Consider the following 20071-nt stretch of genomic DNA (forward strand, 5'->3'; position numbering starts at 1 on the left):
CTATATCCTTTCTAGTTTCAATAATAGGAGAGATATTCTAGAGTTGTATTTTTAGAATTATTAATTATATACTAAAATATACTATTATAGATTATCGGAAAAGTGAAGCAAATTCACTATATTAAGAATTGGAGGAGGTTTTTTTATGGCAACAGCAATTTTAAACGAAAAAGTAGAAGTGTTTAAGACAAGTATTTTGGATATGATAAAGGTACTTGAGGATACCGAGGATTCCGTACTTTATAGGAAGCCTTCTAAGGAAGAATGGTCAGGTATGCAAATCGTTTCCCACGTTCTTGAGGCTGTAGACTTTTGGTTAGTAGACTTGGAAGCATTACTGATTGTTCCAGGTGCAAAGTGGGGTCGAAATCATGAACATGTTCGTCGCTTAGCTGCAGTAAATGAAACGGTTGTATCAAAGCTTAAAAAAGAGAATGCAATTAAAGAATTACAAAATCTAGTGCCAAGAGTTGAAGAAGTTTTAGGGAAAGTGCAAGAAGAGGATTTAGCAAAAACAGCACCAAGCTATAATCCTAATTTTGATGGCAAACCTTTATCCTTCTTAGTCGACCATTTAATTGTTCAGCATGTTGCCGGGCATTATGATCAGCTCGTTCGTCATCTAGAAAAAGTTCAATAAATAGTATCATACGTCTACCTAAGAGCATTTAATGCCTTGGGTGGGCGTTTTTTTTTTTAGATTTGTGTGGTATGCGCGTAAAAGTATTAGAAGCATCAAGAAACTGAACTATGCTAGTGAATTCTATTCCTGTTCTTGATTAGCAACTATTCCAATATACAGAGCTCTTTATGGTATATTGGATAAAAAATCTATCTAAGTTTAGGGGCAATGTGAATAATGGCAAAACAAAAAGGTACGAAAACAAATGCCGTTCGTTTAGTGGAACAACAAAAAATTAACTATAACTTAATAGAATATAGCATCGAAGAATCTCATGTTGACGGAGTGACGGTAGCAAATAAGGTGGGGTATCCGGTCCATCATGTATTTAAAACATTAGTAGCAACAGCTGGTACGGGTAAATTCTTTGTTTTTGTTATTCCTGTAGCGGAAGAACTAAATTTAAAAGCTTGTGCTAAGGTAGCAGGTGAAAAGAAAATCGAAATGCTGCATGTTAAAGACTTATTATCGACAACTGGTTACATTCGGGGTGGCTGTTCTCCTATTGGCATGAAAAAGCTTTTTCCAACTTTTATTGAAGAAACGGCTGCTGACTTGGATTACATTATTGTTAGTGCGGGAAAAATCGGGATGCAAATCCAACTAAATCCAAATGATTTAATTCACGTAACCTCTGGTAAATTCGCAAAGTTGACTGTATGATAGTAAAGGTTTATTCGATTAACTTTGGTAGATTTGTTTTAAGGTGAACATAAAATAAGCCAATGCAATTTTTAGAAAGAAGGCTTTAGAATTGAGAAGAGAGTTAAAATGGAAATGGTTATTCTTCTTTGGCGGATTAGCTGTGATGTCTTTAGGCGTTTCCATGATTATAAAGGGGAAGGCACTTGGGGTAGGGCCCTGGGATGTTCTTCATATTGCATTATTTAAGAATATCGGTTTAACAGTCGGTTCATGGTCTGTTATTACGGGGGTAGTTATTGTAGGATCAACATCTCTTTTATTAAAAGAATGGCCTAGGCTTGCCACTTTGTTTAATATGTTCCTGTGTGGGATGTTCATCGATTTCTACAACTGGCTATTACCGAATTCGTCAGGGGTAATTTTCGACGTCTTTTATTTTGTAATGGGCGTTATTGTCTTAGGTGTCGGTTGTGCCTTATATATTTCACCTAAGCTTGGAGCGGGTCCTCGCGATACGCTAATGATTCTTTTTGCTAAAAAGTTCGGATGTTCTATAGGCAATGCTCGTTTAGCTATGGAAGCCATGATCGCCATAATTGGTTGGTCACTTGGGGGGCCAATTGGTGTTGGAACAATTATTATTGCTCTATTCACCGGCTATATCGTGCAAATTTCATTACCATTTTTCGAAAGAATGCTTAAAGTTAAAATAGATAGTGAAGGTCGAAAAGATGTCCTTTCAGATAAAGATATAGATCATCTCGCAAAAGAAATTTAGCTTTTGCGAGATTTTTTATATTGGATCGTTTCAAAGTGATCAATCACTCTTTAAATTTCTTCATTTCAAAGAAGAAAATAAAATTTTGGATAATGATGACAATTACAATGATGAAGAAAATGCTGAATTTACTGAAGGGAAGTGGCAGCAATAACAGGGCAAGTATTATTGGTAATGCCCATGTTAAGAAGGTATACACTTTTTTTGTAGCGCTCATTGTGACATATTGATACATTTCATCGTCTTCATTATATTCTGGTGGTTTTATAGAAAAGGCATTTATTTTCTTATCCGGGTTCTTTTTATTGTGTCTTTTTACGAAGAAAACAACAGTAAATATGAATGCCACTAAAACGAACCAACTGATTATGCCTACTGGGTGGATTGTATATTCAATAAAATTTTCGGTAATTGTAGCGTTGCTGCGTGTAAAGCCCCAGCCCATGAATAATAGAATGATACAGCTCAAAATATTGAAAATGGGATAAATCATCCGAATGTTCATCTTTCATCCTCCTCAAGCCAAAATATTTGTTCAAGTGGTTCCTTTAATTCCTTTGAAAGCTTCAGTGCAAGAGTAATTGAAGGGGAGAATTCACCTTTTTCAATAAAGGCAATCGTTTGCCTTGTAACGCCTACTAGCTTTCCTAAATCACTTTGAGTGAAGTTGTTTCTTGCGCGCAGCTCCTTAACACGATTTTTTAGCAATATATAGCCTCCCTGTTAAACATACCAAACAAAAAGTTATGTTTACTTAACATATGATACTTTCAATGTAATGTTTACTTAACATTTTGTCAATGATTTCTATAAATTTTTAATCGAATAATTATCTGATAATTCTCGCATATCGAAAAATCTCATGATTATGCTAAAATTTAACTAACTATGATGCAAAGGGAGATGAATCCATGTCTAAAACTTTAGATACATTCCTAAACGAAAATTTAGAAGTCTTACGTGATCAAGGGCTATACAATGAAATTGATGCAGTTGAAGGGGCTAATGGTCCAATCATTCAAGTTAACGGGAAGCAATTAATCAATTTATCTTCAAATAACTATTTAGGCTTAGCAACTAACGAAGAACTAAAACAAATAGCAAAAGATGCAATTGATAAATATGGTGTGGGTGCTGGAGCAGTACGTACAATTAACGGAACGATGGATCTGCATGTAAAATTGGAAGAAAAGTTGGCGGAATTTAAAGGAACAGAGGCGGCGATTTCTTATCAATCCGGCTTTAACTGTAACATGGCTGCCATTTCTGCTGTAATGGATAAAAATGATGCGATTCTTTCGGATCAATTAAATCATGCATCAATTATTGATGGCTGCCGTTTATCAAAAGCGAAAATAATCGCTTATAATCACTCAGATATGGAAGACCTGCGTGCAAAAGCGAAGGAAGCTACTGAGTCTGGCTTATACAATAAAGTAATGGTCATTACAGATGGTGTTTTCTCAATGGATGGAGACATTGCGAAGTTACCTGAAATCGTGGAAATCGCAAAAGAATTTGACTTAATCACTTATGTAGACGATGCCCATGGTTCAGGTGTTACGGGCAAGGGAAAAGGAACAGTGAAGCATTTCGGGCTAGAAAAAGAAATCGACTTCCAAATCGGCACATTGTCTAAAGCGATTGGTGTAGTGGGTGGCTATGTAGCAGGGAAGAAAAATTTAATCGACTGGTTAAAGGTTCGTTCTCGTCCATTCCTATTCTCAACTGCCGTGACACCGGGAGATGTTGCTGCAATTACTCGTGCAATTCAAATGATTATCGATTCAACAGAATTACACGATCAACTATGGGAAAATGGCGATTATCTAAAAGCAGGCTTGAAAAAGCTTGGATTTAACATCGGTGCGTCAGAAACTCCGATTACTCCATGCATTATTGGAGATGAAAAGTTAACGCAAACTTTCTCAAAACGCCTTGTAGAAGAAGGAGTTTACGCAAAAGCAATCGTTTTCCCAACAGTACCAAAAGGAACAGGGCGTGTCCGCAACATGCCAACTGCAGCCCACACAAAAGAAATGCTGGATGACGCTTTGGCAATCTATGAAAAAGTAGGCCGCGAATTAGGTGTAATTCAATAAAGAACGCTCACTCCGAATGCAAATTCATTTTGCGTTCGGAGTTTTTTGTATGTGTACCAGGTACACATACAATTTAAGAACAATTCTGAATTTAATAGTGAGGCACATTTTTTAGGCTGTTGACATAAAGATATGTTAACAAAGCTATGGGAGGATGGCGTCATTTGAGTGCAACAATAACTCATTTTTTCGGGCATGCGTTAACGGGGCAAGGGATAAAGCATGTTTATAATGAAATCATGAACGAAGCGAAAAACGTGTATTTACTAAATGGAGCATATGGCTTTAAGTTGGCTGAATCTTTGAAAAATATCGGTACCTTTTATAGCAGCAAGGGTGTGGACGTCGAATATTTCCATGATCCATTCTTTGAAAATTCGATTGAAGCAATTTTTGTGAAAGAGCCGTACAATATTCTTTTCTTAGAATCAACAAACCTTTTATTTGATTCAGTTGGATCACATGTTCAAGAGATTTCCTTACATGACTGTGTAGATAAGCAGAAGATGATTGAAAGGCATCAAGATTTCTTGAATTTATTTAACAAGAAAGATGATTATTATACGAAATGTTTTCAAGCACTTTCCAACGCACTAAAAATTCATGACGATTGGGAAGTAGAAACTCGTCGATATATGGATTGGAAGGGGTTAGACACTCAAACAGAAGAGCTAATGGTGAAGGTATTTGGTGATAAGAAGCTTGAAAAAAGTGGACAAAAACAACATCGATTACTTGGTACGTTAACTCCTGAGGGTGCACGCGATACCGTTCAAAGCATCACGCAAAATCTTGATAAACGCCTATTTATCAAAGGATATCCAGGCACTGGGAAATCTTCAATGATGAAAAAGTTAGTAGATGCTGCACTAGAACGAGGGTTTGATGCTCAAATGGTATGGTGTGGGCTTGATTCAAATTCCGTAGATATGGTGATTTTACCGGAATTAAAGCTTTGTATCTTTGATAGTACCGAGCCCCATCAATATTTCCCAGAAAAATTAGGGGATGAAATTTTTGATATCGCCAGACTTTGCCATCCCACTGAAGTCGAGGAAGCTAACATAAAAGAAATTGTAACAAATTATCGCTCAACGATGAACGAGGCAATTATGTATGCGAAGAAGTATGCAGAAACAGAAAAAGTGGTACGCCAGCTATTTGACGATGCTATTCTTCTTGAGCAGCTCGAAGAAAAAATGGCTGAGCTGATTTTGGAAATATAAACCTTCCTAAATGGCAACTTATAAATAAGTAAGTTAAGTTTTTCACTAGTAGTCTGATGAGAGTAAATACAATTCAATCATACAGTGCTAAAAATGCTATTCATTCAGTCGAATGAGTAGCATTTTTATTTGAATATACTTTTAATATTGACAATTACGATTATTGTGTGTAGTCTGATTAATCATACATATTTAGTTGGAATTATCTTTTTTATTATCGATAGTTAGGAGAAGTATATGCTGGAGTTTCGAAATATTACAAAAATTTATGAATCTAAAAACAAACAAGTCGTCGGCGTGGATAATGTCTCCTTAAAAATTAATAAAGGTGACATCTTTGGAATAGTTGGCTATTCTGGCGCGGGGAAAAGTTCGTTGCTTCGCTGTGTCAATTTACTGGAAAGACCGACTAGCGGAAAAGTGCTTGTCGATGGAGTTGATTTAACCCAACTTCCGAGTGGTGCTCTACGAACTGCACGATTAAAAATTGGAATGATTTTTCAACATTTCTATTTAATTAGCCAAAAGACAGTTGGAGAAAATATCGCCTTTGCTCTACGTGCAGCAAAAACGCCCAAAAATGAAATTAATAAACGTGTCAAAGAGTTACTTGAAATGGTGGGTTTATCGGATAAGAAAGATGTGTTTCCGGCCCAACTTAGTGGGGGGCAAAAACAACGGGTCGGGATTGCACGTGCCCTTGCAAACAATCCATCAATTTTGCTATGTGACGAGGCAACCTCTGCACTGGATCCAAAGACAACGCTATCGATTTTAAAGTTATTAAAACAAATTAATGAAAAGCTTGGTATTACAATTGTTTTGATTACACATGAAATGAATGTTGTTAAAGAAATATGTAATCGAATGGCGATTATGCAAGATGGGAAAGTGATTGAAGAAGGAGCCGTATATGATATCTTCGCACAACCCATTAAGCCGTTAACCCACGAATTTATTAATAGTGTTGTATCTTTTGAGATTCCTGCTGAAATCTTAAAGGATGTAAAAGGACAAGTACTTAAACTGTTATTTAAAGGTGACGTAGCTGGAGAAGGCGTTATTTCGGATACAATCCAGCAGTTTGATGTAAAAGGTAATTTTTTGCATGGCACAATTGAATATATCCAAGAACGTCCACTTGGTATTTTCATCATGGAGTTACAAGGTGAAAAAACGGCTGTAAATGAAGCGAAAAATTATATGGAACAACGTGGGGCGCTAGTGGAGGTGGTTAAACATGTTTGATTTTCCGTATTTCATAACCATGCTGCCTGATATTTGGAAGGCGTTTAAAGAAACAGTTGTTATGATTGGAATTGCTTTATCCATCTCAATTGTTATCGGTCTACCACTAGGCGTAATGCTATTTGTAACAGATAAAGGCCTATTTTGGGAAAATCGATTTGTGAAAAATATTTTTGGATTTGCTGTGAATTTGGTTCGTTCAATCCCATTTATTATTTTACTCGTTGCATTATTCCCGTTAACTAAAATATTGGTGGGGACAACAATCGGTCCAGTTGCGGCAAGTGTCTCACTTTCAGTTGCTGCGATACCTTATTTTGCAAGATTAGTAGAGTCATCACTGAGAGATATTGATAAGGGTGTCATTGAGGCAACAATTGCCGTTGGTGCTACACCTTGGATGATTATCAAAGATGTGTTACTACCAGAGGCAAAATCAACAATTATTCGAGGGATTACTCTAACGGTTATTAGTTTGGTCGCATACTCTGCCATGGCAGGTACAATTGGCGGGGGCGGTATTGGGGATCTAGCAATTCGCTTTGGCTATTACCGTTATGATAATACAATTATGATTTCGACTGTTGTCATCTTAATTATCTTCGTACAATTGATCCAATTAATTGGCGAACAGTTTGCGAAATCACTAGACAAACGATAGGAGAGAAAAAAATGAAGAAGTATTTAGTAGCATTCCTTACACTGGCATTAGCTGTTGTTTTAGCAGCATGTTCTGGAAATGATGAAAAGGCAACAAATTCATCAAACGAAAGTGATGGCGCAACAGAAGAAAGTAAAGAAATTAAATTAGGGGCAACTGCTGGTCCATACAGCGACATGCTTAAAAAAGCAATCATTCCACAATTAGAGGAAAAAGGCTACACAGTAGAATTAGTTGAATTTAGTGATTACGTACAACCAAATAATGCATTGGATAACGGCGACATTGATGCAAACTTGTTCCAGCATACAATTTATTTAGAAACTTTTGAAGAACAAAATAACATGGATTTAGAAGCTTTAATTACGGTACCAACAGCTCCAATGGGCTTCTTCTCAGAAAAATTTGCATCTGTTGAAGAGATTGAAGACGGTGCAACAGTAGCCATTGCCAATGACCCATCAAATGCAGCACGATCGCTTTTAACTTTACAAGGACAAGGGTTAATTGAAATTGACCCTGAGGCAGATGAATTGACTGCTTCAGAAAAAGATGTCGTAACAAACAACAAAAACTTGGTTTTCCAACCAGTAGAAGCTGGCTCTTTACCACGTCAAATTGAAAACGCCGATCTTGTAGCAGTACCTGGTAACTTTGCTTTAGCTGCGGGCTTAAACTTAATGGATGCCGCTTTCCTAGAAGATATGAATGAAAATTATCGTAACGTTGTAGCGGTAAAAGCAGAAAATAAAGATAGCCAACTTGCAAAAGACCTAATTGAAATCGTTGAATCAGCTGAATATGAAGAAGTCATCGATACAGAATTCCAAGGGTTTAGTAAGCCTGAATGGATGGCAAATCGATAATAAAAAAGCTTCCACATTTGTGGAGGCTTTTTCAATTAGGGTGGAGAGGTTTTACAAAAGAGTCCTTAATGCAAGCAGTGATGCACTAAGGACCCTTTCGTCTAATTTATTTAGTTATTGAGGCAGCTTCACCTTTAAATAAGCCCAATTTTTCAATGCGATCAATAGCTTCTATTAAGCGTTCTTCACTTACTAATAAGCCCACTCGGATGTAGCCTTCGCCATACTCCCCAAAGCCGTTTCCTGCAGCAACAGCGACATTTGCTTCATCTAGCAATAAATCTGCAAATTGCTCGCTTGTATAGCCCTCAGGTACCTTTAACCAGGCAAAGAATGAGCCGCTCGGAGCTTTGACATCCCAGCCGATGCGATGAGCTTCTTCTATTAATACATTGCGTCTCTTTTCATAAATAGATCGTTGTTCCTCCACACAGTCTTGGTCGCCGTTCAAAGCCGCGACTGCTGCATGTTGAATAGCCGGAAAGACACTGCAGAAAAGATGATCCTGAATTAAATTAATGGCTTCTATAATCTCGGCATTTCCAACAGCAAATCCGATACGCCAGCCCGCCATATTATATGTTTTCGATAAAGTATAAAGCTCTACACCGACTTCTTTGGCCCCTTCAGCCTGAAGGAAGCTGACCGGTCGATTCCCGTCAAACCCCAATGCACCATATGCAAAATCATGTACCACTGCTATGTCATGTTCCTTTGCAAATTGCACTGTGTCTTCGAAAAACTCTAATGTAGCTGTGCCTCCTGTTGGATTGTTCGGATAGTTTAGATACATAAGCTTCGCGCTGCTTTTGACTTCATCCGATAATTCTTCATAATCTGGCAAAAATTTATTTTCTTCAAGTAACGGCATCACATCGAAGTGCACATCTCCAAGCACTATACCAGATAAATAATCGGGATATCCTGGGTCAGGAAGAAGCATCGTATCCCCTGGATTCAAAATCGCCATTGGCAGCTCCACCAAACCAATTTTCGATCCTCCCATAATCGCCACTTCGGTATTTGGATCAATGTCCACATTATACTCACGTTTATAGAAATCGGCAGCAGCTTCTTTTAGTTCCTGAATACCGCGAAATGGTGAGTATTTATGTGTTTGTGGATTGGTAGCAGCATCCTGCATGGCTCTTATGATATGTGGAGGTGTGGGGCGATCAGGGTTTCCCTGTCCTAGGTTAATCACATCTCGCCCATCAGCGATTGCTGCATTTACCTTTTGAACGAGAGCAGCAAAGAATTGGGTAGGAAGTTTTTGAAGTTTATTTGATAATTTCATGTTTTTACCTCTTTTTCACTAAAATTTATAGATTTACTTACCATTAGAATCGAAACAAGCTGAACGCTATACCTTGTATAGATTTCAGAATATAATTACAATTGGATATGTAGGAATAATAGTACTTTTACGAGAAAATGTCTAGGGGGTCAGTGAAATGAAAATCGGATGTATCCAGATGAATGTAGGGTTCGGTAAGGTGGACGAAAATTTCGAGCGTGCGGAACAATTAATCCGTGAAGCAGCAAGCGAAGGAGCGGAAATTGTTATCTTACCAGAAATGTGGAATACAGGGTATGCACTTGAAAAACTAGGGGAACTGGCAGACAAAAACGGGGCCCGTTCTCAAGAATTCTTTCAAGGTTTATCGAGTGAACTAGGCATACATATTGTCGGAGGGTCTGTAGCTACAGAAAAAGACGGTAAATTCTACAATACAATGTATGTATATAATAATGAAGGAAAGCTAGTTAGCGAGTATAGTAAAGTTCATTTATTCAGATTAATGAACGAAGATCAGTATTTAGAATCAGGCAACGAAATGAATCGTTTCGCTTTAGGGGAAATCGAAGCAGGAGGGGTAATTTGTTATGATATTCGTTTCCCGGAATGGCTTAGAGCACACGCATTAGCTGGGGCAAATGTGTTATTTGTTTCTGCTCAGTGGCCAACACCGCGTATTGACCACTGGAAAACATTATTACAAGCTCGTGCAATCGAAAATCAATGCTTCGTGATTGCGGTCAACCGCATTTCACGCAAAGTTGAAAACTTCAACGGCCAATCAATGATTATTGAACCTTGGGGTGAAGTACTTTGGACAGGCTCCGAAAATGAAGAACTGGCTGTCATTGATGTTGATTTCTCAAAAGTGGGAGAAATCCGAAGTCGGATTCCAGTCTATGACGATCGTCGCCCGGGTCTTTATGGTGGGGTAGTAGAAGAATAAGGTTTCCTTTTTGGCAATGAATACATTCACACTTTCAATCTCTTAGGTAATTATCGTCGGCATCAAAACTATAAACATACTAATCATTTATAAACATTCTTTGCTTTAAAGGAGTGCTTTTATATGATTAGTATGTTTTTTATTTATGCGGACCTCGATAATATCAAAGCTTCTTTGTTGTTTACTCTGCTTAAAGAAAAGGAATAGATGAGTAGCAAGCAAAAGCAACGTATATGGGTAGGGTATTTTCAAGGGACGTTAGAGTGATGTAGATACTAATAATAGATTGTTTGTTACCAGGGGGAGATACACTTGGAAATGTATGTTGGCATAGCAATTAAATTTTTAGTTGCCCTAGTATGCATAGTGATCGTCATTCGTATTATAGGTCAAAAAGAGTTATCACAAACCACACCAATTGACTTAGTCTTTATGCTAATTTTAGCGGATATTATTGGTGGAATGATTCATGGGAAAGAATTTAACTTTTCACATATTATTTTTTTCGTAATCATTTGGGGATTTTTTATGTGGGGTGCTGAAAGGCTAACGCAAAAGAAAAATTTCGAGCGCTGGATAGATGGAAAGCCCGAGATTATTATAAAAAATGGTACTGTGAATTCACAGTTAATGAAAAAAGAAAACCTAACAATGCAAGAATTAGAAACGCAGTTAAGAAAACAAGGCGTCTTTAATATTCAAGAGGTGAGATTAGGAATTCTTGAAATTGACGGAAGTATTTCAGTCGATTTGTCTAGGAAGGATTGTGAAAGAAATTAAGTTTGAATTCCGCGCGTTTATCGAAATGACTTCGTATTTAATCGAAATAAGTTTACAAATTCTTAACCATTAATCCTGCAACAAATTAAATATTTCACATACAATAATGTCGACTCTCTGGGGCTGTATTGGCTTTGGGGAGTTTTAGTTTTTAAGTTCAGGGGAGCGACTATAAAATAGTAAAATTAAAATTAAAATTAAAATTAAAATTAACATACATATGATTAAGTAAAAGAAAGTTTATAATATAAAGTAATTATTGTTTTGGGGGGATGGAGAATGCCAAATCAAGCCTTAATCATTGTCGACATGAGCAACGATTTTGTTGCAGATAATGGAAGTTTGACGGCGGGGCAACCTGCGCAAGAAGTTGTGCCGTATATTGTCGAGCAGGCGAATGAATTTTTGAAGAATGATCAAGTAGTGGTGGTGGCCATGGATGCACATGAGGAAAATGATGCCCACTTTGAGTTATGGCCTGCCCATAATGTGGCTGGAACTAAGGGACAAGAGCTTTATGGAGATTTGTTAGCTTGGTTTAAGGAACACGAGGCTCATCCGAATGTCATCTACCAACCGAAAACGAACTATAATGCTTTCTTTAATACAAATTTAGCCGAGAAGCTAAAAGATTTAGGTGTTCAAAAAGTTCATGTTGTGGGTGTTTGTACGGACATTTGTGATTTTTTAACGGTGGCAGGAGCGGATGCAGAAGGCTTTACAACAGCCATCCATAAACGCGGCGTTGCAACATTTACCGACTTGGGTGATACATTTATCAATCATATGAAGACTTGTTTCTTTACAGAAATAATTGAATAAGCAGCTTGTAAGGAGTTCTCTAGGGTGATTTCGCTTAAGAGAGCTCTTTTTTATTTATTTGACAAAATTACCTACGTCCTCACTGAAGTATCCAAATAATTCCTCTTGCGGTCTCAATGGTCTCATTTTAAAATGAATAAAAGAACAAACGTTCGCATATAATAATCGTACGAAATGGGAGGTGGAGAAGATGTGTGGGAATGCTCTAAAGATAGATGAATACCGTGGTGCCGATGCTTTTAAAATTTACGATCAAGCACCAAATCGTTCAATTATATGTATTGATATGCGCTGCTTCTTCGCAAGCTGTATGGCGATGCTGGAAAATCTGGATCCACTTAAAGTGCCGATTGCCGTTGTCGGGAATTTTCAGCAAAAGGGAAGCATTGTGCTTGCTGCGTCACCGCCGATGAAAAAACGATTTGGCATCAAAACGGGCTCACGTCTTTTTGAGATTCCTAAACACCACGATATCCGCTTGTTTGAACCAAAAATGGAATTTTTCGTACAAATGTCGATGGCAATTACAGATTTAATTAATCAATTTGTCCCCAAAGAAGCAATACATGTGTATAGCATAGATGAAAGCTTTGTCGATCTCAGTGGGACTGAAAAGCTATGGGGACCTCCTGAAGAAACGGCTAAATTTATTCAAGACAGTATTCTGCGCCAATTCCAAATTCCGAGTGCGGTCGGCATGGGCCCCAATATGCTCATGGCAAAGCTTGCACTTGATTTAGATGCAAAAAAGACTGGCTTTGCGAAATGGACCTATGAAGATGTTCCGAAAAAACTTTGGCCAATTTCGCCCCTATCGGAAATGTGGGGGATTGGCCGGAGAACAGAGCTTTCCTTAAACAATATGGGGATTTTTACAATTGGCGATTTAGCTCACGCTAACTTAAAAACATTAGAAGACCGCTTTGGTATTATGGGCAATCAGCTTTATTATCATGCATGGGGAGTCGATTTGTCGCCACTTGGGGCACCGCTTGCACAAGGACAAATTAGTTTTGGGAAAGGGCAAGTGTTGATGCGCGACTATCGCAGTCGAGAAGAAATCCTTACAGTCATTCTTGAAATGTGTGAAGACATCGGAAGGAGGGCTCGAGAGGCTGGGCAAGCAGGGAGAACCATTACACTTGGCCTTAGCTATAGTAAAGATGCCTTTGGTGGCGGTTTTAATCGAGCCCGAACAATCGATGAACCGACAAACGATACGATGAAAATTTTTAAAGTATGTAAAGAATTGTTTGATGAATATTACGCAGAGCGACCAGCAAGGCAAATTACCATTAGTATATCAAAATTAGAATCGGAACGCTCCATACAGCTTAGTTTGTTTGACAATAGGAAATGGAAAAGGCGAAAGCTTGGGGCGACTATGGACTATTTGCGAGCAAAACATGGCTCAACGGCTGTTTTACGTGCCGTCTCCTATACAGAGGCAGGAACCGCAGTAAGGCGTGCAGAGCTGCTAGGTGGTCATAAGATGTAGCGATTAAATTACGAACGTTTAGGATAAGAGGTGATGAGGATGATTCGAGATCGTGGAAATATTAAATGGAATGCAATGATGCTACCAGAGCATGTGAAGTTGCTGCGAGAGTGGCATGAAAAAGACGATTATGTTGAAAAACCTGAATTAGATGAATGGGCACTGCAGGAATTAAGTGAACAATTACAAATTGCCTTTAAGGATCATACGCAAGTGGAGCTAAAGATTTGGGAAGCTGAACATATTTTTACGGTAACAGGGATTATCTCTAAGCTTGACGATAAGAAAGGGACACTGTATTTGGAAGATGGGCGTAAATTTCCTTATCATTTTATCGTAGGTTTAACCAAATATGAATAACTCGATTTTGATATTTATATGCAACAAATTTGTAATAATTGATCAAAACCCCTGATATTAACAGGTTTTTTGCTGTAATATTAACATGAATTTGGAAGAAAAATGTCACTGGAATGTTTAAGCTTAAACCTCCTGGGAATATAACCAATAAGCTTATCCCAATAAGCAAATAAAATTTTAGGAGGAATTTAGAAATGGCTAACAAACGCAATAATAACGACGAGAATGGGAAAATGACTGTTCAAGAAGCGGGACGCTTGGGTGGAGAAGCTACCTCCAAAAATCATGATCGAGAATTCTATGAAGAGATTGGTCGCAAAGGCGGGGAAGCTACGGCAGAAAGCCACGGCAGAGAGTTCTATGAAGAAATCGGCCGAAAAGGTGGAGAAGCTACGGCAGATACTCACGGCAAAGAATTCTATCAAGAAATTGGTCGCAAGGGCGGAGAAGCTACGGCAGAAAACCACGGCGAGGATTTCTATGAAGAAATTGGCCGAAAAGGCGGAGAAGTCACTCAAAATAACAACAATACAAACAGTAACAATAATGATAACAACAACCGAAACAATGACAGCAAAATGAGCCGTGAAGAAGCAGGCAGAAAAGGCGGCGAAGCCAGTAGAAACAGTCGCAGCCGTAAAAAAAATAATAAATAAACTTTTACTAAACTAGTAATCTCACTATTACCTAAACTTTAGAAATAACCAATGACGAAAAGGGATATTTGAAAGCTAAATTGAGCTTTCGAATATCCCTTTTTACCGCATAAAATGGAAGATTCTCTTTAATATAAAAAAGCTATCACAAGAAATAATTTGAAAAATTTGCTAACTGGGTTGCTTGAAACTTCCCACACATTAAGATATATTGAATCTCGTTGGTGCTTTTGTATGGGATTATTGATTTTTGGAATCCGATAAAAAAGGGGAAATGAGAAACAATATGCAAGACTACTACAATGACGAGTATCTTTATCAATTAATTACTTCTACGATTCAGGCTGTGGGAATGGATAATGAATTGAAGCAGGATGAGTCGGGAATTAACATGACCTATAATTTTATTAGTAATTGTGTGGGCTTCGATGCAAAGCGTTTAGTGGAAGCGTGGATGGAAATAGAAGGCTTCATCCCATTTGAGCAATATGTTAGAACGTTAACAATGCACGAGCTTGGGCATTCGATAGATCGGGAGGCTTTACAGCAATCGCTTGATCGAACACTAGAGATAATGGAAATCAAAGAGAGCAATTCAGAAATAATGCTATATACGAATGAGCACCTCTTGTCCATTATACTTGAGGAGCATGAGATGAATATTACCTTTGAAGAAACTGCCTGGGGAAATGCCAAACAGTTAAATGAAAAAGCCAAATTGGTGGATGAAGTGACATTCGAAATGATTAAAAATCATAGTTTAGCTACATATAAAAATCTGTATGAAGAAGATTTATCGATTTATAGACGAGTAAAGGAAAAAAGCCTGCAATCAGTATAATGTGCGAATAACAGCAATGACTAAATAGGCTCTTTTCGATTTCTTTCCCTCTTATGGCAAGAGTGAAACAAACTAATAATTGATGCATCGCTGATTGTTATGGAATGACAATCAGAGGTGCTTTTTTTATTTGGATGTTAGGGTATATAGAGACTACATAATGAATTTTAGAAGCGAAAAGTGTATTGCAGCTTGAGTTAAATACCTAATTTTAATGACTTGCATATGATAGGAAGGGTAGTTGATAGAAAAGACTAAAAATTAGATATTGTCTTTTATAAAAGAACGAAGTATAATGAAAATCGCTACAAACGTTGATATTACAGTGTTTTTCTGTATTTTCGGAGAGTACATTTGTTTGTGTAGATAAGAGTTTGGAAAATTTTAAAAATTAAACATAAAAACTAAATAGTCAGTTTGCTTTTTTTAACATCAAAGGAGGGTGCGAACATGAAAAAAATTATTGTTACGGGTGCTTTAGGACAGATTGGTTCAGAACTAATTGTAAAATTACGTGATATATATGGTGAGGATAATGTACTTGCTACAGATATTCGTAAACCGGAGGACATTTGCGGACCGTTTGAATTGTTGGATGTAACAGACGCGAAGAAGATGTATGACCTATCCAAGAATTTTGAGGCAGATACAATGATTCATATGGCTGCGCTACTATCAGCAACAGCCGAAAAGAATCCACTATTTGCATGGAATTTAAATATGGGCGGTTTGATGAACGCTCTTGAGGTATCACGCGAGTTGGATTTACAATTCTTCACGCCAAGCTCAATCGGCGCGTTCGGTCCATCAACACCTAAGGACAACACACCTCAGGATACATTACAACGTCCCACTACGATGTATGGTGTCAACAAGGTAGCAGGAGAGCTGTTATGTGATTACTATTTCACTCGTTTTGGTGTAGATACGCGCGGCGTTCGTTTCCCAGGGTTAATCTCATATGCAACCCCTCCTGGTGGTGGCACGACGGACTATGCAGTAGATATTTATTATAAAGCAATAGAGCAGGGTCGTTACACATCGTATATTGCAGAGGGTACCTATATGGACATGATGTATATGCCAGATGCACTAGGGGCTATAGTAAATTTAATGGAGGCAGATGGTTCAAAGCTGAAGCATCGTAATGCCTTTAATATTTCAGCAATGAGCTTTGAGCCTTCGGAGATTGCAGCTGAAATTAAAAAGCATATTCCATCCTTTAAAATGGATTACAACGTAGATTCTGTCCGTCAAGCAATTGCAGACAGCTGGCCAAATTCTATTGATTCTTCAGCAGCTATGGAAGAATGGGGCTTCAAAGCAGAATATGATTTAGGAAAAATGACAGTTGATATGCTTGAGAAGTTAAAAACAAAATTAAATCAAAGAGCGATTTCATAAATCATAGAACTACAAAAAGCGCAATCACCTAGAAATAGGAGGTTGTGCTTTTAATATTGGACTAATGGGGGAGTCCAGAATTTTCCTCAAGCATTATAATGAGGTTGAAAAGGGGTATGGAGAACATGATTAAAGGAATATATGAAGCTCATTTACCGGTAAGTAATTTAGATGTTTCAATCGAGTTCTATAAAAAATTAGGGTTGGAATTGGCCTATCAACAAGAAAAATTAGCATTTTTCTGGATAGTAAAAGGAGAAAGCTGGTTAGGTCTTTGGGAAAGTGAGGAAGCACAACTACCATATCATCCATCTATTCGTCATCTAGCATTTAAGGTAGATAGTGAGGATTTACAGAATTCAAAGAAATGGTTGGAAGAATTAGATATACCGATTCGTACCTCGTTTGGATTTACGGAAGAAAAACAACCGCTTGTACTACCAAATAATCCACATGCACATGGTGCAATTTATTTTTCAGATCCAGATGGAAACTCAATTGAATTGATTTGTCCACTTCGTCTTGATGTGAATGAAGAATTTAAAATGATGACCTTGGAAGAATGGAAAGCAAGATATAAAGGAAAGGCATCACTTGGAAGTCGGTGATGCCTTACTTAATTACTTTACAGCAGCAACCTTCGAGGCGCAAACTAATGCTTCAATTGTAGCCCAATCATCATTTACTAGGCTATCGACAATTTTACTACCAACAATAACCCCGCTACAAAATGAGCCGAAGTCTTTTACATGATTCGAAGTTGAGATACCGAAACCAGCTAAGACAGGTGTGTCTGTATAAGATTGAATTTTATTGAAATGTTCTACTAATTCATTAGCAAAGCTTGAACGAGCACCTGTAATGCCATTTACAGTGACTGCATAGATGAAACCTTCACTTGACTTCGTTAACCGCGCCATTCGCTCAGGAGTACTGGTTAAGGAAACAAGTTGTACAAGCGAAATGCCAGCGTTAGAAAGGGAAGGGTGAACAATTTCGCTTTCCTCCAAAGGCATGTCAGGGATGATTAATCCGCGAATCCCTGCAAGATTTGCGTCGGCAGCAAACTTCTCCACTCCGTAAGCTAAAATTGGATTTAAATAGGTCATGGCAACAAGTGGAACTGTAATATCATCTGCAAAGCTAGTTAAAGTATCAATTACTTTTCGTAGATTCGTTCCGCTTGCTAAAGCGCGTTCACCAGCTCTTTCAATAGTTGGACCGTCTGCAACAGGATCAGTAAATGGAATCCCTACTTCAATTGCAGTAACCCCTAGCTGTTGGAGCTTTAATATTGTAGGCTTTAATTTCTCCAAACCTCCGTCACCGGCCATTATATAAGGAATAAAGGCTTTATCGCCAGAAGAGGTAACTGATAATATAGCTTCTTTTAATTGACTCATCCAAGGTCACCTCCAAGTGCTTCAGAAATAGTGTGCACGTCTTTATCTCCACGACCAGATAAACAAATAACCAAGATGTCATCTGGTGACATTGATTTTGCTAGCTGTGAAGCAAAGAATACGGCATGGGCACTCTCCAGAGCAGGAAGGATTCCTTCTGTTCTGCACAATAATTTCAAGCCTTCAAGTGCCTCCTCATCCGTAACATTGCCGTATGTTGCACGGCCAATATCGTGTAAATAACAATGTTCTGGACCTACGCCTGGATAATCAAGACCAGCTGAGATAGAATGAGCTTCTTGAACAAAGCCATTTTCGTCCTGTAAAAGATACATAAAGGCACCATGCAATACACCAGTTTGACCAACATGAATAGCTGCGGCATGCTTACCAGTCTCAATCCCTTTACCTGCAGCCTCCACCCCATACAATGCGACGTCTTTATCTTCAACAAATGGATAGAACATGCCAATCGAGTTACTGCCTCCACCAATACAGGCAACTACGGCATCTGGTAATCGATTTTCAAGTTCTAAAACCTGAGCACGTGTTTCATCACCTATAACACGTTGGAAATCACGAACGATTGTTGGGAATGGGTGAGGGCCCATTGCAGAGCCTAGAATGTAATGAGTGTCTTCAATATTTGTTACCCAGTGACGTAATGCTTCATTAACAGCATCCTTTAATGTGGCAGAACCTTTATCAACCGCCACGACTTTTGTACCAAGCAGCTCCATACGGAAAACATTTAAAGCCTGTCGCTTAACGTCCTCGGCCCCCATGTAGACGATACATTCCAGGTTCAGGAGGGCACAGGCTGTCGCAGTAGCAACACCATGTTGGCCAGCCCCGGTTTCAGCAACGATTTTTTTCTTGCCCATTCGTTTTGCTAGTAGTGCCTGACCAAGAGCGTTATTAATTTTATGGGCACCTGTATGATTAAGATCCTCACGTTTTAAGTAAATTTTTGCTCCACCGCACTCTTGTGTTAATCGTTCTGCAAAATAAAGAGGGGTTTGTCGGCCGACATAGTTTTTTAAGTAATAGCGAAGTTCTTCTTGGAAAGTTTCGTCATTTTTCACTTTGTCGTAAGCTTCATCTAGTTCTTGCAGAGCTGTCATTAATGTTTCCGGAACAAACTGTCCACCGAAACGCCCAAAACGTCCTTTTACTTCAGTTGTCATCTGATTTCGCTCCTTAACGACTACCTTTAAAAGCGGGTCGTAGTTTTATTTCATAACGCTTGCTGTTGTTGCAGCTTTTATAAATTGTCTAATTAACTCGCTATCCTTCATCCCATTTTTTTCAACGCCACTTGAAACGTCAACCCCAAAAGGCTCTACTTGGGAGATGGAACGAGTGATATTTTCACTATTCAGCCCACCAGCTAAAATCACGCGGTTCTTTGGAATGGAGAGCTGATCCAGCAATGACCAATCAAACACATGGCCACTTCCACCTGCATAGTCTGTACCAGGCGCATCAAAAAGGTAATAATCGACATTATAGAGACGCGCTTTTTCAACATCTTCAAAACTTCGAATCGAAATAGCCTTGATGGAAGGATAGCCTAAATGGGTAATAAATGTAGGGTCCTCGCTTCCATGATATTGAACGTAATCAAGGCCCACTGTTTCAACAGCATCCTGTACTTCTTGCTCGGTTGGATTCACGAAAACACCGACCTTTTTTATGTGGGAAGGAATCAGCTTAGCTAACTCACTCGCTCGTTCAATAGAAATTCGGCGTTTGCTTTTCGCGAACATAAATCCAATCCATGTAGCCCCAGCTTCAACCGCCGCCTGAACATGTTCCTCTTCCCTAAGGCCACAAATTTTTACCTTCACCAT

The 20071-nt window shown here is 38.4% G+C and carries 23 protein-coding genes; 17 read left to right on the top strand and 6 right to left on the bottom strand.

The window, feature by feature from the left end; all coding sequences use genetic code 11:
- Window positions 1–145: 145 nt before the first annotated feature.
- The 3 genes from C1N55_RS03790 to C1N55_RS03800 all read left to right on the top strand — a co-directional run bounded on the left by C1N55_RS03790 (window position 146) and on the right by C1N55_RS03800 (window position 2105).
- A complete protein-coding gene (locus tag C1N55_RS03790) occupies window positions 146–640 on the top strand; it encodes a DinB family protein (RefSeq protein ID WP_137727574.1) in 495 nt (164 codons plus the stop codon).
- 219 nt (window positions 641–859) lie between these two features.
- Entirely contained in the window at window positions 860–1345 is a 486-nt protein-coding gene (gene ybaK, locus C1N55_RS03795) for a Cys-tRNA(Pro) deacylase (RefSeq protein ID WP_137727575.1), read from the top strand.
- Window positions 1346–1436: 91 nt separating this feature from the next.
- Window positions 1437–2105, top strand: coding sequence for a YczE/YyaS/YitT family protein (locus tag C1N55_RS03800; protein ID WP_240758377.1), 669 nt, complete (start codon window positions 1437–1439; stop codon window positions 2103–2105).
- 43 nt (window positions 2106–2148) lie between these two features.
- Here the strand turns inward: C1N55_RS03800 and C1N55_RS03805 are convergent, their stop codons facing one another.
- Together C1N55_RS03805 and C1N55_RS03810 are read right to left on the bottom strand one after the other, a co-directional pair.
- Complete coding sequence (locus C1N55_RS03805) at window positions 2149–2610, bottom strand: hypothetical protein (protein WP_137727576.1); 462 nt, start codon at window positions 2608–2610, stop codon at window positions 2149–2151.
- A complete protein-coding gene (locus C1N55_RS03810) occupies window positions 2607–2813 on the bottom strand; it encodes a helix-turn-helix transcriptional regulator (protein ID WP_137727577.1) in 207 nt (68 codons plus the stop codon). Before C1N55_RS03810 ends, C1N55_RS03805 begins: the two co-directional genes overlap by 4 nt.
- 203 nt (window positions 2814–3016) lie before the next feature.
- Here C1N55_RS03810 and C1N55_RS03815 point away from each other — a divergent pair, with 203 nt between their 5' ends.
- From C1N55_RS03815 to C1N55_RS03835, 5 genes are all read left to right on the top strand, one after another.
- Window positions 3017–4207, top strand: a complete 1191-nt coding sequence (locus C1N55_RS03815) for a glycine C-acetyltransferase (protein WP_137727578.1) — start codon at window positions 3017–3019, stop codon at window positions 4205–4207.
- A gap of 164 nt (window positions 4208–4371) precedes the next feature.
- Complete coding sequence (locus C1N55_RS03820) at window positions 4372–5433, top strand: nucleotide kinase (protein WP_240758378.1); 1062 nt, start codon at window positions 4372–4374, stop codon at window positions 5431–5433.
- A 237-nt stretch (window positions 5434–5670) separates the two neighbouring features.
- A complete protein-coding gene (locus C1N55_RS03825; protein WP_137727579.1) occupies window positions 5671–6681 on the top strand; it encodes a methionine ABC transporter ATP-binding protein in 1011 nt (336 codons plus the stop codon).
- On the top strand, window positions 6674–7342 hold the full coding sequence (locus C1N55_RS03830) for a methionine ABC transporter permease (RefSeq protein WP_137727580.1): 669 nt from the start codon (window positions 6674–6676) through the stop codon (window positions 7340–7342). The genes C1N55_RS03825 and C1N55_RS03830 overlap by 8 nt, the downstream gene beginning before the upstream one ends.
- Before the next feature lie 11 nt (window positions 7343–7353).
- Complete coding sequence (locus C1N55_RS03835; RefSeq protein ID WP_137727581.1) at window positions 7354–8208, top strand: MetQ/NlpA family ABC transporter substrate-binding protein; 855 nt, start codon at window positions 7354–7356, stop codon at window positions 8206–8208.
- A gap of 106 nt (window positions 8209–8314) precedes the next feature.
- Here C1N55_RS03835 and C1N55_RS03840 read toward each other — a convergent pair whose 3' ends face one another.
- Entirely contained in the window at window positions 8315–9505 is a 1191-nt protein-coding gene (locus tag C1N55_RS03840; RefSeq protein WP_137727582.1) for a pyridoxal phosphate-dependent aminotransferase, read from the bottom strand.
- 157 nt (window positions 9506–9662) lie between these two features.
- Here C1N55_RS03840 and C1N55_RS03845 point away from each other — a divergent pair, with 157 nt between their 5' ends.
- The 9 genes from C1N55_RS03845 to C1N55_RS03885 all read left to right on the top strand — a co-directional run bounded on the left by C1N55_RS03845 (window position 9663) and on the right by C1N55_RS03885 (window position 17423).
- A complete protein-coding gene (locus C1N55_RS03845) occupies window positions 9663–10454 on the top strand; it encodes a carbon-nitrogen family hydrolase (protein WP_137727583.1) in 792 nt (263 codons plus the stop codon).
- Between the two features lie 318 nt (window positions 10455–10772).
- Window positions 10773–11234, top strand: coding sequence for a DUF421 domain-containing protein (locus C1N55_RS03850; protein WP_240758458.1), 462 nt, complete (start codon window positions 10773–10775; stop codon window positions 11232–11234).
- 279 nt (window positions 11235–11513) lie between these two features.
- On the top strand, window positions 11514–12056 hold the full coding sequence (locus C1N55_RS03855) for a cysteine hydrolase family protein (RefSeq protein WP_137727585.1): 543 nt from the start codon (window positions 11514–11516) through the stop codon (window positions 12054–12056).
- Between the two features lie 190 nt (window positions 12057–12246).
- Window positions 12247–13554, top strand: coding sequence for a Y-family DNA polymerase (locus tag C1N55_RS03860; RefSeq protein WP_205758510.1), 1308 nt, complete (start codon window positions 12247–12249; stop codon window positions 13552–13554).
- 39 nt (window positions 13555–13593) lie between these two features.
- Window positions 13594–13914 (top strand): YolD-like family protein, encoded by a 321-nt coding sequence (locus tag C1N55_RS03865; protein WP_137727586.1) that lies wholly within the window; start codon window positions 13594–13596, stop codon window positions 13912–13914.
- Window positions 13915–14108: 194 nt separating this feature from the next.
- A complete protein-coding gene (locus tag C1N55_RS03870) occupies window positions 14109–14570 on the top strand; it encodes a KGG domain-containing protein (RefSeq protein WP_137727587.1) in 462 nt (153 codons plus the stop codon).
- 274 nt (window positions 14571–14844) lie between these two features.
- Window positions 14845–15411: an integrase gene (locus tag C1N55_RS03875; RefSeq protein WP_240758379.1), complete on the top strand. Its 567-nt coding sequence runs from the start codon at window positions 14845–14847 to the stop codon at window positions 15409–15411.
- A gap of 450 nt (window positions 15412–15861) precedes the next feature.
- Window positions 15862–16815: an L-threonine 3-dehydrogenase gene (locus C1N55_RS03880; RefSeq protein ID WP_137727588.1), complete on the top strand. Its 954-nt coding sequence runs from the start codon at window positions 15862–15864 to the stop codon at window positions 16813–16815.
- Between the two features lie 125 nt (window positions 16816–16940).
- Window positions 16941–17423 carry a VOC family protein gene (locus C1N55_RS03885; protein WP_137727589.1) on the top strand — a complete coding sequence of 161 codons (483 nt, stop codon included), beginning with the start codon at window positions 16941–16943 and terminating at the stop codon, window positions 17421–17423.
- 12 nt (window positions 17424–17435) lie between these two features.
- Here C1N55_RS03885 and trpA read toward each other — a convergent pair whose 3' ends face one another.
- From trpA to C1N55_RS03900, 3 genes are read right to left on the bottom strand one after another with little or no spacing between them, the layout of a single operon-like run.
- Entirely contained in the window at window positions 17436–18218 is a 783-nt protein-coding gene (gene trpA, locus C1N55_RS03890; RefSeq protein ID WP_137727590.1) for a tryptophan synthase subunit alpha, read from the bottom strand.
- Window positions 18215–19405 (bottom strand): tryptophan synthase subunit beta, encoded by a 1191-nt coding sequence (trpB, locus tag C1N55_RS03895; RefSeq protein ID WP_137727591.1) that lies wholly within the window; start codon window positions 19403–19405, stop codon window positions 18215–18217. The genes trpA and trpB overlap by 4 nt, the downstream gene beginning before the upstream one ends.
- Window positions 19406–19450: 45 nt before the next feature.
- Complete coding sequence (locus tag C1N55_RS03900) at window positions 19451–20071, bottom strand: phosphoribosylanthranilate isomerase (RefSeq protein ID WP_137727592.1); 621 nt, start codon at window positions 20069–20071, stop codon at window positions 19451–19453.

The sequence above is a fragment of the Lysinibacillus sp. SGAir0095 genome, from assembly GCF_005491425.1.
In the GTDB taxonomy this organism is placed as follows: Bacteria; Bacillota; Bacilli; order Bacillales_A; family Planococcaceae; genus Ureibacillus.

What these genes read in the sequence shown, in the direction of transcription:
- C1N55_RS03860 (WP_205758510.1), top strand. Translation starts at nt 12,247, where the DNA reads ATGTGTGGGAATGCTCTAAAGATAGATGAATACCGTGGTGCCGATGCT.
- trpB (WP_137727591.1), bottom strand. Translation starts at nt 19,405, where the DNA reads ATGACAACTGAAGTAAAAGGACGTTTTGGGCGTTTCGGTGGACAGTTT.
- C1N55_RS03790 (WP_137727574.1), top strand. Translation starts at nt 146, where the DNA reads ATGGCAACAGCAATTTTAAACGAAAAAGTAGAAGTGTTTAAGACAAGT.
- C1N55_RS03885 (WP_137727589.1), top strand. Translation starts at nt 16,941, where the DNA reads ATGATTAAAGGAATATATGAAGCTCATTTACCGGTAAGTAATTTAGAT.
- C1N55_RS03805 (WP_137727576.1), bottom strand. Translation starts at nt 2,610, where the DNA reads ATGAACATTCGGATGATTTATCCCATTTTCAATATTTTGAGCTGTATC.
- C1N55_RS03830 (WP_137727580.1), top strand. Translation starts at nt 6,674, where the DNA reads ATGTTTGATTTTCCGTATTTCATAACCATGCTGCCTGATATTTGGAAG.
- C1N55_RS03815 (WP_137727578.1), top strand. Translation starts at nt 3,017, where the DNA reads ATGTCTAAAACTTTAGATACATTCCTAAACGAAAATTTAGAAGTCTTA.
- C1N55_RS03880 (WP_137727588.1), top strand. Translation starts at nt 15,862, where the DNA reads ATGAAAAAAATTATTGTTACGGGTGCTTTAGGACAGATTGGTTCAGAA.
- C1N55_RS03850 (WP_240758458.1), top strand. Translation starts at nt 10,773, where the DNA reads ATGTATGTTGGCATAGCAATTAAATTTTTAGTTGCCCTAGTATGCATA.
- C1N55_RS03900 (WP_137727592.1), bottom strand. Translation starts at nt 20,071, where the DNA reads ATGGTGAAGGTAAAAATTTGTGGCCTTAGGGAAGAGGAACATGTTCAG.
- C1N55_RS03845 (WP_137727583.1), top strand. Translation starts at nt 9,663, where the DNA reads ATGAAAATCGGATGTATCCAGATGAATGTAGGGTTCGGTAAGGTGGAC.
- C1N55_RS03835 (WP_137727581.1), top strand. Translation starts at nt 7,354, where the DNA reads ATGAAGAAGTATTTAGTAGCATTCCTTACACTGGCATTAGCTGTTGTT.
- C1N55_RS03825 (WP_137727579.1), top strand. Translation starts at nt 5,671, where the DNA reads ATGCTGGAGTTTCGAAATATTACAAAAATTTATGAATCTAAAAACAAA.
- ybaK (WP_137727575.1), top strand. Translation starts at nt 860, where the DNA reads ATGGCAAAACAAAAAGGTACGAAAACAAATGCCGTTCGTTTAGTGGAA.
- C1N55_RS03840 (WP_137727582.1), bottom strand. Translation starts at nt 9,505, where the DNA reads ATGAAATTATCAAATAAACTTCAAAAACTTCCTACCCAATTCTTTGCT.
- C1N55_RS03855 (WP_137727585.1), top strand. Translation starts at nt 11,514, where the DNA reads ATGCCAAATCAAGCCTTAATCATTGTCGACATGAGCAACGATTTTGTT.
- C1N55_RS03875 (WP_240758379.1), top strand. Translation starts at nt 14,845, where the DNA reads ATGAGAAACAATATGCAAGACTACTACAATGACGAGTATCTTTATCAA.
- C1N55_RS03865 (WP_137727586.1), top strand. Translation starts at nt 13,594, where the DNA reads ATGATTCGAGATCGTGGAAATATTAAATGGAATGCAATGATGCTACCA.
- C1N55_RS03870 (WP_137727587.1), top strand. Translation starts at nt 14,109, where the DNA reads ATGGCTAACAAACGCAATAATAACGACGAGAATGGGAAAATGACTGTT.
- trpA (WP_137727590.1), bottom strand. Translation starts at nt 18,218, where the DNA reads ATGAGTCAATTAAAAGAAGCTATATTATCAGTTACCTCTTCTGGCGAT.